This window comes from Adhaeribacter rhizoryzae, from assembly GCF_008629685.1.
In the GTDB taxonomy this organism is placed as follows: Bacteria; Bacteroidota; Bacteroidia; order Cytophagales; family Hymenobacteraceae; genus Adhaeribacter; species Adhaeribacter rhizoryzae.
On record NZ_VWSF01000018.1, the window covers coordinates 17,276 to 31,044 of the forward strand.

Here is a 13,769-nt window from a genome sequence, read left to right on the forward strand (position 1 = left end):
AGCATTTATCCTCCCGGTCTGTTCCCTAAAAAATCGAAATATTTCCGGTACAAATAAGGTTTGCTTTAGCTAAGATTGCTCTGTATGTGCCCTCACAGATAGAGGAACGTAATAATAAGTCGATGTAGAACTGGTAAAGTAAATTACAAATATTTACAATGTGTTTTAAAGAATGGATATTAGTAAATACGCTTTAGAATGAGTGAAAAAGATATAAGATATTACTGGAATCTGAAAGGGTTTAAACCAAATCCAAAACAAGAAAAAGCTATTTTGCATGTAAAGGGCCCCTTGTTTCTTACAGCAGGACCAGGTTCAGGAAAGACAAGAGTAATTCTATGGAGAACCGTTAATCTAATTGTTTTCCACCAAGTAGATCCAAAAAAGATTTTTCTCGCAACATTTACCGATAAAGCTGCTCATCAGCTTAAAGAGGGCCTAAGGAGCTTGCTCGGCTTAATTACAAATGAAACGGGACAACCTTATGATATTTCAAGGATGGCAATCGGTACTGTTCATTCCATTTGTCAGGATATTTTGGTTGACAGAAATCGGGTATTCTCTCCAGATGGTGTACGAAGTAAGGCACCTGTTTTATTAGATTCTTTAGGTCAATACTTCAAAATTTATAGACGATCATTTTGGCGGGAGCTTTTGAATGCAGGCGGTTATCTTTATTCTGATAATATAGAGGATGATGAAGAAGCTGCACAAAGGGAAATTAATATGTATTTCAGCGGGAGTGATTTTTATTCCAGACATGAGGCAGCAACAAACATCATTTCAATTTTTAATCGCTTTTCAGAGGAGAATTTAAACCCAAGTGCACACCAACCAGATGATGAAATATTAAGACGGATCTTAAAAATGTATGCTTTCTACTGTAATAGCCACATAGGTGAAAAGATTGACACGGTAGATTTTTCTTTGCTACAACAAAGGGCATTTAATAAAATTAAAAGTTTCAACGGCTCGAAAGACGCCTATGACTACATTATTATTGATGAATACCAGGATACCAACTCCATTCAAGAACAAATCTACTTTGAAATAGCTAGGAAGTGTAAGAACATTTGTGTGGTAGGTGATGACGACCAAGCGCTTTACCGTTTTCGTGGTGCTACAGTAGAAAATTTGGTAGAATTTGAGGAGCGTAGCAAAAAGTATCTGAATGAAATTCCTACAAGAATTGATTTAGATACTAATTACCGGTCTAAGAAGAAGATTGTAAATTTTTATACGGATTTTATTGAGCAAACTAATTGGGCAAAAAGGGACGGAAAAGGTTCTTATAGAGTAGCAGACAAAGATATTCAACCTTTTAATCAGGAGGACTTTTCTGCCATTGTAACTACCATAAAAATTGAAAAAATTAATGTTTTTGAAAAAGTAGCACAATTCGTCTTCGACTTAAAAGCGAATGGCAAAATTGAGGATTATAACCAGGTCGCATTTCTCTTCCCTTCTCTTAGTTATAGAGGCCTGAAAAATGGAGCGGTGGCAGAATTCGAAACGGCTTTAAATAATAAAGGTATTCAAATATTTGCACCTAGGGCAGGACGGTTTTTAGAAATACCTGAAGCAATTGAAATTTTTGGCCTCTTATTTCATATTCTCGAAAGACCAAGCCACCAAGGGCCTGCTAGCGGTGGTTTAAAAGATTATCGCCAATGGCAACTGAATGCTATGTATAGGGCAGAGCAGTTGATGGCACATGATAGTTTATTAAAGGAATATGTAAGCGATAGACAAGAGGAAATCAAAATGGTTAAAGCGGATTATGAAGCTTTGATGAAAGTAATTGACAAAAAGAAATGGAAGCTTGAGAATGCCCTTAATCTTGATATGATTAGGGATTTAGCAAGTGCCAGTGGATTATCGCAAACCGCAAAAGCAACGCTTCAGAAAAGAGCTTTCTTAGAATTGTTAAAAAAGAAGCAACAGGCGAAACAACCAGTTTCACTGAATTATGTTGTAAACAGAGTAACATCTGTGGACTGGAGTATTTTGGATTTGTTTTATCAATTGTGTGGATTTAAGCACTTCCAAAAGATGTATGAACTGGCGGAGGAAGGAATTGACGAAGGACCAGTTTGTAATTTAGGTTTAATTACGCAATACCTCGCTCGCTTCATGGAGGAATATACGCCCATCATCACGGCATCTTTCCTCTCAGATAAAAAATTTGCTAATACCTTCGTTGGCTCCTATCTCTATGCTATTTACCGTTTGGGAGAATCTGAATACGAAGATGCCGATGACCCTTTCCCAAAAGGGCGGGTACCTTTCTTAACGATTCACCAGTCGAAAGGGCTTGAATTTCCTTATGTAGTGCTCGGGAATTTAAATAAAATCGATCGACCTGCGGATAAAAAAGAAATCATTATCAGAGAATTGCTGCAAAAAGAAGGAGAGCCACTCGACCGTATTTCTCACTTCGACAATATGCGGATGTTCTACGTGGCACTATCAAGGGCGCAGCAGATGACAATTCTACCACAATGGAAGGGACAACAAAGAAGTCAGGCTTTTAAAAATATGTTCGCACAAAATGTGTATCCCGTCATAGAATCCCTAAATGTTGCTGAATTGCCACCCTCCAAGCTGGACAATGATGACTTGGGGAAAAGCTACTCCTATACTGCCGATTATTTAAGTTATCAGCAATGTCCGAGAAAGTACATGACTTTCAATAAATACGGGTTCATCCCGTCACGTTCGCAAACCATGTTCTTCGGAAGTTTAGTACACCAAACCATTGAAGATCTGCACCATTTACTCATCTCGGAAAAGAAGAAAAAACAAGAAGCCTGATGCAAGATTACGAAATAATCGAAAAAATACGGGAATACTTCGAAGACAACTATGAGCTGATGCGTTTAGAGGGTGGTCATGCTATCACTGAAGATATTAAACAACTCGCCCTTACGCAGGTACTCTACTACTTCACAAAATTAAAAGATGTTGCCACAAAAGTTACAGATACAGAAGTAAAACTCACCCTTCCGGACCAAAAAACACCAAAGGGAAGGAATTTCACCATAGAGGGAGTCGTGGATATCGTGCGGGATGATGATGAAACGTGGATGTACGATATAAAAACACACGATACTGCCTACATCGAATCTAACAAGGCATTGTATGAAAGGCAACTGAATGTTTATGCGCATATCTGGCAAAACCTGCGCGGACAGGCCCTGGATAAAACGGCCATCATTTCAACAGCTTACCCCGAAAGCTTAAAACAAGCCCATCTACTCAACGATCAGTTCCGGATTCAATACGAGCTTTCGAAGTGGAATCCACTTATCGAGCTGGATTTCGACCAAGAGAAAGTAAAAGAGGTGGTGGACCATTTTGCAGAAATTGTAGATTGCATCGAGGAAAAGATGTTTAAACCGGCCCCTGTAGAAGTACTCAGGTCGACCATGGAAGGAACAAATGCATTGTTCGGCACAAGGGTTTGCCGAAATTGTGATGTTCGATATTCCTGTTCATCCTACCGTGACTATGCCACCAGTAAAGGAAAAGGCGAACGAGGAAGCTTCAGAAAGTACTTTGATGACTTCGGTTCTGATGCCGATAAAGAAGAATGGGTAAATGCAAATTTAGCAGCAAAAAATCCTGATGATATTAACCCCGCTGAAATACAGTAAAAAGAAATTTATAATACATGGCTCACGAAAGAATTAAACCGGAATTCCTCTTTGACGAAGAAAAGATCAAACAGCTCAAGCAAATTGCACCAGAGTGCTTTGAAGATGGCAAAATCAATTTTGAAACCTTACGCCAGAATTTAGGTGACTGGTTAGATGATGAAGTTAGTGATATAGAACATTTCGGACTCATTTGGCCAGGTAAGAAAGATGCCCGTAGATTAGCATCACTGCCTCCCGAAGGAACTTTGGAACCTGTTTATGGTGAAGGTCTTAAAGCAGATGGAACACCAGATATGGATGGAGTTAATGATTCTAAAAATATCTTCATCGAAGGGGAAAACCTAGAAGTACTCAAAATCCTTCAGAAAAGCTATGCCAATAAGATCAAGATGATCTATATCGATCCGCCTTACAATACTGGTAACGACTTTGTATATGATGATGATTTTACTGAGCCTCTACAAGAATATTTGAGAAGAACAGGTCAGATTGACGAAGAAGGAAAGCCACTTACAACAAACAAAAAATCCGATGGGCGATTTCACTCTAAGTGGCTTAGCATGATGTATCCACGGATACGATTAGCGAGAAATCTGTTGAAAGAGGATGGGGTAATTTTCGTAAGTATTGATGATAATGAGCTAGCAAACCTGAAACTTATAATGAATGAGGTTTTTGGGGAAGAAAATTTTTTAGGGGTTTTTGTTATTAATTCTTCACCAAGTGCCATCGACTATGGTCATATGGGAAAAATGCATGAATATGCACTTTTCTATGGTAAAAATGCAGAGGAAACAGTGACTTACCAGTTGCCGGAAGAAGAAAAAATATTCAAATATTCAGATGAAATTGGTCCTTTTAATATATATCCACTCTATAATGGTAATGTAGTATTTAATCCAAAAACGCGACCCAATCTTCATTATCCATTCTACTTGAACCCAAGTAAAGAACTTGATAATGGATTTTTTGAAATTGACACTGAAAAACATGATAAATGGATTGAAGTTTGGCCAGTTATCTCTGAAAAAGATGGTATATCACGAGTTTGGCGCTGGGGAAAACCAAAATCGAAAGAAAATTTAAATAAAGAAATCGTCGGGTATGTTACAAATTCAGGTGAGTATAGGATAGTACAAAAGTATCGGCACTCTGGCAAAGTGATAAGATCTCTACAATTAGATACTGATATTTCAAGTAGAAGAGGAACAAGTGATCTTGAAAAGATATTTGGTTCAAAGGTTTTTACTTTTCCAAAAGCAATTGAACTTTTAAAAAGGTTCGTACAAGTGGGGAGTGGAGAGAACGATATAGTATTAGACTTCTTCGCCGGATCTGGGTCTTTGGCACAAGCAGTATTAGAATTAAACTTAGGAAATAATGTTCAGAGAAGTTTTATATGTGTTCAAATGCATGAGAAGTGTGATAAATCTAGCATAGCTGAAAATAAAAACTATGATCGAATATCTCAAATTACAAGAGACAGGATATGTAAAGTAATAAACAAAATAAAATCTAATTCAGGTGTAAAAGTATTTGAATACAAAGGTTCCAATTATAAAAAGTGGTATAATTTTAAAGGTGAAAATATTTCGCAGCTCGAAAATACCTTGAATTTATTTAATAATTCTCCGCTGAGAGATGATTGGAACAAAAATAGATTAGTGACAGAATTGATGTTGATAGAAGGTTTTCCGCTAGATGCAGCTCAATCCATAAAAAAGATTGGTTCAAATGAAATCGTAAAAGTGGTGAGTGAGATGGTACCCAATTCCTTGCTGATCTGTTTGGATGAGAAAATTGAAGAGGGCTTAATAGCTGAATTAGAATTGGATCGCGCTACTACCTTCATCTGTTTAGATAGTGCCATCAGCAACCAGAATAAATTGCGATTGAGTGATAGAGGGCTCATCAAAACAATCTAAGAAAGAAGGAAGATGACCAAACTGAAGATACACTTTGAGAGTGATCAGGAGCACCAAATAAGAGCCATCGATAGTGCTATCAAGCTCTTCAACGGCTATACCAAGCGGATAATCCCATTTCAGCTCGGTGACGACACCATAGCCAATATAGACCAATATGAAATGTTGGATGAAGAATGGCTGTTTGATAATCTGTTGGAAGTGCAAAAGGAGAATAGATTGGTGCAGGATATGTTCCTCAATTTCGATGATGGATTTGAATTGATGGGAGTTGATTCGTGGCGTTACCCCTACTATACCTGCGAAATGGAAACGGGTACAGGTAAAACCTATGTGTACCTGCGCACTATCCACGAATTGCGCAAGAATTACGGCTGGGGTAAATTCATCATTATCGTTCCGAGTGTGGCCATTTATGAAGGTGTGGTTAAAACCTTCAGCATCACCAAAGACCATTTCGCATCTTTATACGACAACGAAACGATCAATCTTACACAATATTCTGGACAGAAGATTAGCAAGTTGAGAGGCTTCGCATCGTCATCAGCCGTTGAAGTGCTGGTGATGACGATAGACTCCTTCAATAAAGAAACAAACGTCATTTACAAACCAACCGAAAAATTACAGGGTGAAAAATTGCCCTATCAGTACATACAGGAAACGAGACCAATCATCTTGCTCGATGAGTCCCAGAACTATGGGAGCCCAAAATCGCTGCAAGCACTCAGGACCTTGCATCCGCTCTTCGCTATTAAATACTCAGCAACACCAAAAGAGAATGGAAGAACAGCCGAAGAGAACCGTGAATTGATGAATCGATTCTACAATCTAACACCAGTAGATGCCTTTAAGCAGAACCTGGTGAAGAAGATTGAGGTCTTGGGCGTAACTGAGCAGAATAACTACAACAACAATCAAATCTCCTTGATGTTGAAAGAAGGAAGAGCCGGATATGGCTTAGGCGTGGAAGCAAGATTGAACGTGGTGAAGAACGGTGAAATGCGAACTGAGACCATTAACTTGAAGAAAGGGGACAATCTTTTTGACAAAACAGGTAATGAGAATTTTCGGGGGCTTGAGATTGAAGAAATCAATAAGAAAGACGGGGTAGTCGTCTTCACTAACGGAACAGAGCACAAATTTGCTGAAGGCGGAGCCGTAACTCTTTCGAAAGAAGAAATATTCAGGGTACAGATCGAGGAAACGATTAAAACCCACATGCAAAAACAAAAGCAGGTGTTGGGCAAAGGGGTAAAAGTACTCTCGCTCTTCTTCATCGATAAAGTGGCAAACTACGTTGAGAATGATGGCATCATCAGGAAAATTTTCGATGAGGCTTTTGAAAGGCTGAAGGTCCGCTATCCATTTTATGCAGGATATTCGGCAAGTGACGTACGAGAAGGCTATTTTGCAAAAAAGACAACTAAGGGTAAACCTGATCAATTTGTTGATACCGCTATCGAAAATAAGTCAAATGCGGATAAGGAACTTGAGCAAGCTGCCTATAACCTGATAATGAAGGATAAGGAGAAGTTGTTAAGTTTTGATGAAAAGACTTGCTTCATTTTCGCACATTCTGCACTGAAGGAAGGTTGGGACAATCCGAATGTTTTTCAAATTTGCACCCTCAACAATGCGACTTCGGAACGGAGAAAACGCCAGGAAATTGGGCGAGGGTTGCGTATTTCCGTTGATCAGGATGGAAAACGAGTTACAGATGAAGGTGTAAACGTGTTGACCGTAATTGCTAACGAAAGTTATGAGAGCTATTGCGAACAACTTCAGAGCGATTACCTCGAAAACGGTGATACTCCACCACCAAGACCCTCCAATGCATCAAAAGCTGCTGCTATAAGAAATGATAAAATCTACAATTCACAAGGATTCAAAGATTTTTGGAAGAAATTATGCAAGAAGACAACCTATGAAATTAATGTTGACTCTGAAGAGTTGGTTAAAACCTGCATTGCAAAACTGAGTATTCAGAAGTTTCCGGAGCCGAATATTGTAGTGGTGAAAGGAAAATTCGTGATGACCCAGTTTGAAATTAAACTAATAGGGGTAGTTAACGAAACAGTTAAGCTAGAAATCAGGAAAACAGATTCTAACGGCAACGAAGACTTGTTTAAACGTAATTTCAGGAGAGGAGATGATCTCGCTAAGATTGCCAAAGACGATAGATTAAAAGGTTTCAAGGTTGTAGGCATAACTGAAGAAGAGGAATATTCAGAAATTACTTTTTCAGATAAAGGTATCTTAAGAGTTGGGGAGACAATAAAGTTTACAAGTGAAAAGGGCCAGAAGGGCGATCCACAATACCGGCAGGAGGCTCAATCGACATATCCAGTTTTTAATTTCATTAAAAGAGCAGAAGAAGCAACGCATCTGAAGAAGAATACACTTGTTGAAATCTTTAAAGGGCTTCCTGAAGAAGTGAAAAGTAGGATTTTTAAAAACCCCGAAGGTTTTACCTCTGTATTCATCGAAACTATTAAGAACACCTTAGCCGATCATATTGCAGACAAAATAGAATATACTTTGACAGAAGAAGGATTAATGAGTTATTCTGCGGAAGATTTTTTTCCCGAAAGCAGGAAATACCCTCAGAAAGAATTAATAGAAGGTTCAGATTGGTCCTTATACGACAAGGTTCAAATTGACTCAGATATTGAGCGCAGGTTTGTGGAATACAAACTCAATGATGATGATCAAATTGTTTGCTTCTTCAAATTTCCAAATCAGTTTAAAATTTCTCTTCCAAAAATAATTGGAAATTACAATCCAGATTGGGGCATTATCAGGTGGGATGAAAACAAGAAGTTTAAGCTTGAGTTAGTCCGTGAAACGAAAGGGAATGTTAACCCTAATTTATTACAGTTCCCCAATGAAAAACGGAAAATTGATTGTGCAACCAAACACTTCAGTTTAACAGAAGTGGATTATAAACAGATTACAGGTGAAGAAGCTAATTGGTGGTAGAGTTAACTGAGATATTCAAATCTTTGAAACGTTCCTGAACCAATTTTAAATCCAGGAGGATAGAAATTTAAAGAATACGTTAATCCGCAAGGTAAAAGAGAAAGATGGCAGTCATTTATCCCAATTATGATGTTATAAGAAATTTGAAAGTTCTTCCAACTGAAGGAGAACTTAAAATGATTGATTTTCTCCTCGAGAACCTTGATGATGAATATGAAATTTATTTCCAGCCATTCTTAAATGGTGACTGCCCAGATATTATTCTAATGAAAGAGGGCGGTGGAGTATTGATTATTGAAGTAAAGGATTGGAAGCTTGGCAGTTATCACCTTGATTACAGAAAAAGATGGTTTGTTTCTCATAATAATGTACTTATCAAATCACCAATTTCGCAAGTTCTTAAATACAAGGAGAATATGTATGACTTACATATTCAAAACTTGTTAGAATTTAAACTAAGAGATTATAGATATTGGTACGTGGTAAATTGTTCTGTTTTCTTTTATAAGGAAAATAAAAATACCATAAAAGAATTTTTATTAAAGCCTTTTGAAGAGAAGAGACAATCTTTGGTTAGTAAGAATGCTTCTAAGGAGTCATTTGATCAATTAAGAAAGTCAGAGGATGGTTATTTAACTTTCTTAAATAAAAATATTGAGTTAATTGGTAAGGATAATCTTAATTCTAAAGATTTAAAGGAACTTTTGGAAAGAAGATGGATAAGTAAGAAATCCTCCTATTTCACTCATGATCTTTACGAGAGTTTTAAAAGGTATTTAAAACCATCATTTCATTCACTTGATGATGGGAGAAATTTCAAATACACAAAAAAGCAATTAGACCTTTCAACTAGTAAGCCAGGCGAACAGAAAATAAAAGGTATAGTTGGTTCTGGAAAAACTTTAGTCCTTGCAAAAAGGGCTGTGAATGCTCATTTAAGAACTAGTGAAAAGGTATTAATCCTTACCTATAACATTTCCTTAAAGAATTATATTCATGACAAAGTAAGTAATGTTAGAGAAGACTTTTATTGGAAGAATTTTCATATTGTAAATTATCATGATTTCTTTAATTCAGTAATGAATAACTTAGGAATTGAGTTTGATATTCCAGAGGATTTTGATGATTGGGATAAATGGCAGAAAGAGCAGTTCTTCCATAATAAATATTATGGTAATTTTGACCTTTTCAAGGAGTTTCAAGAAAATATAGAAAAATATTCTGCAATTCTGATCGATGAAGTACAAGATTATAATACTATATGGCTCAGGATTATAAAGAAATATTTCTTGATTGATAATGGTGAATTTGTTGTTTTCGGAGATAGTAAGCAAGATATTTATGACCGGGTATCTTTAGTAAACAACAAAAAAGAATTAATCATACCAGAAAGCCCAGGAAGATGGTCTGAATTAAACCAATCATTTCGCTTAACACCTACGATAACTGCTTTTGCTTCTTCTTTCCAAAAGACATTCTTAGCTGACAAACACTCACCAGATGAATTTGAAAATGTTGACTTTCAATCTGCCTTATTTGATAAAGTTTATTATAAATATTTTAGTACTTTAAATTTTGGAGAGATAACTCAATTCATTAAATTATTTTCAACACAATTAGGGAGCCATCCAAATGATGTTTGTGTTCTTTCACTATCAATAGAAGTTATTAGAGAGATAGATTATTGTTTTAGAAAAATTACAAAGGAAAAGACATATATAATGTCAGAAACTAAAGAGTTTTATGATCATTTGAAAGAGGCCAACGGTCTAACTGTTAAGTTTAATAAAGAAATTGAAAAAATAAGGAAAAATAAAAAGCTTCATTTTTGGATGAACTCTGGATTAACCAAATTTTCAACAGTTCATAGTTATAAAGGTTGGGAAATTAAAACTCTATTCTTAATCGTTCATAAGGACACACGTGAAGCAACATACAAAGAATTAATTTATACAGGTTTTACTAGGTGTATGAATAATTTGATAATAATTGATATAGACGACCATGAACTTTCAAAATTTATGGATGGTTTGGAGTATGTTCAACTAATATAAGCAACTCTAACAAACAATGAATAACTCTCCATTAAACGAGTAATATCGATAGGTGTTATCACTAAAAAGGCGCAGAAGAAGCTTTTCAATTTTTCATGGTGGCGCTTCTTACTTGTAGGGGTTCCAGAAGGGGCGCTACACCGTTTACTAGGATACTTTCAGATGCCAGTTGTTTGGCCCACGACCGCACAATGCTGGTGGCAATCACTAATACCGCGGGTCCTTCTGAAAAGGCAGCTTGGCGAGTTTCTCTACCTCCATGCTCGGAAAGCCGAATTCTTCTACAATTTTGCCGTACAGCAAATACACCCCGTTGCCTTTAAAGGGCCAGTGTTTTAACGATTGCGGGAAATGCACCGTATCGAAAAAATCGCCGGCTACATCCAGGAAAGTACCAAACTGCATGATTTCGCCTTTAACCGTGCGCACGTATTTGGTAGTTACCAGTATGCCCATCATCCGTACTTTCTGGCCCAGGTACTGCAGCATTTCTTTTGTTTTTACATCGCCGCGGGCGTTAGTCAGGAGTAAATCGAAGTAAGAACTTGTAACCGGGAAGCCCAGCAGTTCCATTTCGTCGTAGGCATCTTCTACGGCGGTGTGGCACAGGGTGGGCAGGGTAAATTGTTTGGCGGGTTCCCGGAACAAAGCCGGTGCCCCGTGGGTATTTACTTTGTGGCCCAGCAAAAAATGCGCTTCCCAGAGCAGCGTTTTTTTGTCGTGGCCGGTAAAGCGCAGCGCCTGTACCCTTATTAAAATTAAGAGCGGTTCTAAGGTGAGCTGGGTGCGTTGGATAAAATTTTCGAGGCTGGTGTACAGGCCGTTTTGTTCGCGCTCCGTTACAATAATATGGGCCAGCTTTTGCTCCAGGTTTTGCAGGTGAATAAAGCCCAGGTAAATATCCTGGCCGTAAATAGTGGTGGTCAGATAGCTGTGGTTGAGGCAGGGCAAATGAATAGCGGCACCCGCTTTTTGCGCCTGCTGCACGTAAATCCAGGTTTTGTAAAAGCCGCCAAAGTTGTTGATTACGGCTACCATAAACTCCAGCGGATAGTACGTTTTAAGGTACAAACTTTGGTAACTTTCTACGGCAAAAGAGGCCGAGTGCGCTTTGGAGAAAGAGTAACCCCCAAATGATTCTACCTGCCGCCAAACTTCTTTCGTGAGGGTTTCGGGGTAACCTTTGGCCCGGCAATTCTCGAAAAATTTATCTACCAGCTTCTGAAATTCTTTCTTCGAGCGGTACTTGCCGCTCATGGCCCGGCGCAGCACGTCGGCATCCGATAAATCCAGGCCGGCAAAGTGGTGGCACACTTTAATTACGTCTTCCTGGTACACCATTACGCCGTAGGTTTCTTTTAGCTGCTCTTCCATAACCGGGTGCAGGTATTCTATTTTATCGGGCTGGTGAAACCGCTGAATGTACGCCCGCATCATACCCGATTGCGCCACCCCCGGCCGGATAATAGAACTGGCTGCCACCAGGCTCAAATAATTATCGCAATGCAACTTTTTGAGCAAACCCCGCATGGCCGGGCTCTCGATGTAAAAACAGCCAATGGTGTCGCCGGATTTGAGTTGTTCTTTTACTTTTTCGTCTTTTTTAAACCGCTCTACCTCGTGGGCATCTACTTTTATTTTCTGGCTATGCCATACCAGGTGCACTGTTTCTTTTATGTGCCCAATGCCGCGCTGGCTCAGGATATCCAGCTTCTCGAAACCAATATTTTCGGCGGTATACATGTCCCATTGGCTCGTGGGGAAACCTTTGGGCGGCATATCCAGGGCGGTATAGTTCGTAATGGGTTCCTCCGAAATTAATACCCCGCCGGCGTGAATGGAACGCACATTCGGGAAATCGGTCAGCATCTGGCTGTAGTGTAATATTTGCTTTGTGAGGTGGTCGGAGTGGCTGGCGGTATGCGGGTTGGTGACCAGCGCATCCAGCTCGGTTTTGGGCAGGCCGTACACTTTGCCCAGTTCGCGCAAAATAGAGTTTTGCTGAAAAGTGCTCATGGCGCCCAGCAGGGCGGTATAATTTCTGCCGTAGCGTTTAAAAATATAATCCAGCACCTCGTCGCGCTCGTCCCAGCTAAAGTCAATGTCAAAATCGGGCGGACTGGTGCGTTTGGGGTTCAGAAACCGCTCGAAATACAAGTCCAGCTCAATCGGGTCAACGTCGGTTAAACCCAGGCAATAGGCCACCACGCTGTTGGCCCCGCTGCCCCGGCCCACGTGGTAAAAATTGCGTTTGCGCGCGTAACTGATTACGTCCTCGGTAATGAGAAAATACGACGCAAAACCTAATTTATCGATTATGGCTAATTCTTTTTCTACCCGTTGCTGGGCTACTTTATTCGGCAGGCCGTAGCGTTTTTGTAAGCCGTCGCGGGCTAATTTTTCGAGTAATAATTTATCGTCGTAAGCGGTATTGGTAAAGTTTATTTTGTTTTTGCGGGTGGTAAAATCAAAAGTAAAAGCGGCCCGCGCTACTAATTTTTCGCTGTTGCGGATGAGTTCGGGAAACCGGGCGTATTGCGCCAGCAGTTGCGCCGCGGGTATAAAACAAGTGCTTTCGGTGAGGCCGTGTTCGGGGGTTAGCTGGCTGAGCAAAATATTATTATCGATGGCGCGCAAATGCCGGTGCAGCGCGTAGCCTTCTTCGTTTTTGCAGGTAAACAATGGGTGCATCAAAAGCTTTTCGCCCTGCTGCCGCAAATCCGAAAATACTAATTTATTCAGGTCGGAGGGGGCGACGCCAATAAATTCGTTTTCGCGCAGCTTTAAAATATGGCCGGCGGCAAACGGGTAGATAATTAGCGCGTGGGCAAAAGCCGGTGGCACATCGGGTAAAGGTTTATGGGTTAGTAAATATTCGCTTAAAAAAGCGTTCAGCTCCTGGAAGCCTTTTTGGTTTTGGGCCAGGCCAGTATACAGCAACTGGTTATCGCGCCGGAATTCTATGCCCACCAAGGGCTGAATCTGTTGCTCTAAACACGCTTTGATAAAAGGAAACACCCCGGAGGTATTGTTAATATCGGTTAAGGCTAGGGCTTGGTAACCCTGCGCCATTGCTTCCGCCGCCAAATCTTCTACCGAGAGCGTCCCGAACCGCAAACTATAGTACGAGTGTCCAAAGGCCAGCATATTTT

General features: G+C 39.5%; 7 protein-coding genes. 5 read left to right on the forward strand and 2 right to left on the reverse strand.

The annotated features are described in order from the left end of the window. The first annotated feature begins 198 nt into the window (after positions 1–198). From F0145_RS19065 to F0145_RS19085, 5 genes are all read left to right on the forward strand, one after another. A complete protein-coding gene (locus tag F0145_RS19065; RefSeq protein ID WP_150090918.1) occupies positions 199–2,814 on the forward strand; it encodes a UvrD-helicase domain-containing protein in 2,616 nt (871 codons plus the stop codon). Continuing rightward, positions 2,814–3,656: a PD-(D/E)XK nuclease family protein gene (locus F0145_RS19070; protein WP_150090920.1), complete on the forward strand. Its 843-nt coding sequence runs from the start codon at positions 2,814–2,816 to the stop codon at positions 3,654–3,656. The genes F0145_RS19065 and F0145_RS19070 overlap by 1 nt, the downstream gene beginning before the upstream one ends. Before the next feature lie 17 nt (positions 3,657–3,673). Beyond that, a complete protein-coding gene (locus F0145_RS19075) occupies positions 3,674–5,584 on the forward strand; it encodes a site-specific DNA-methyltransferase (protein ID WP_150090922.1) in 1,911 nt (636 codons plus the stop codon). A 12-nt stretch (positions 5,585–5,596) separates the two neighbouring features. Further along, positions 5,597–8,563, forward strand: coding sequence for a restriction endonuclease (locus F0145_RS19080; RefSeq protein WP_150090924.1), 2,967 nt, complete (start codon positions 5,597–5,599; stop codon positions 8,561–8,563). Between the two features lie 104 nt (positions 8,564–8,667). Continuing rightward, complete coding sequence (locus F0145_RS19085; protein ID WP_150090926.1) at positions 8,668–10,617, forward strand: NERD domain-containing protein/DEAD/DEAH box helicase; 1,950 nt, start codon at positions 8,668–8,670, stop codon at positions 10,615–10,617. An 85-nt stretch (positions 10,618–10,702) separates the two neighbouring features. On the opposite strand, the gene F0145_RS26870 is transcribed toward F0145_RS19085, so the two are convergent. Further along, positions 10,703–10,825, reverse strand: a complete 123-nt coding sequence (locus F0145_RS26870; protein ID WP_262719847.1) for a hypothetical protein — start codon at positions 10,823–10,825, stop codon at positions 10,703–10,705. Then, positions 10,825–13,764: a DNA polymerase III subunit alpha gene (locus tag F0145_RS19090; protein WP_150090929.1), complete on the reverse strand. Its 2,940-nt coding sequence runs from the start codon at positions 13,762–13,764 to the stop codon at positions 10,825–10,827. Before F0145_RS19090 ends, F0145_RS26870 begins: the two co-directional genes overlap by 1 nt. Between the last annotated feature and the right edge of the window lie 5 nt (positions 13,765–13,769).

Bases quoted from the DNA above. Each gene is read 5' to 3' on its own strand.
- F0145_RS19065 (WP_150090918.1), top strand. From the start codon at position 199: ATGAGTGAAAAAGATATAAGATATTACTGGAATCTGAAAGGGTTTAAA.
- F0145_RS19070 (WP_150090920.1), top strand. From the start codon at position 2,814: ATGCAAGATTACGAAATAATCGAAAAAATACGGGAATACTTCGAAGAC.
- F0145_RS19075 (WP_150090922.1), top strand. From the start codon at position 3,674: ATGGCTCACGAAAGAATTAAACCGGAATTCCTCTTTGACGAAGAAAAG.
- F0145_RS19080 (WP_150090924.1), top strand. From the start codon at position 5,597: ATGACCAAACTGAAGATACACTTTGAGAGTGATCAGGAGCACCAAATA.
- F0145_RS19085 (WP_150090926.1), top strand. From the start codon at position 8,668: ATGGCAGTCATTTATCCCAATTATGATGTTATAAGAAATTTGAAAGTT.
- F0145_RS19090 (WP_150090929.1), bottom strand. From the start codon at position 13,764: ATGCTGGCCTTTGGACACTCGTACTATAGTTTGCGGTTCGGGACGCTC.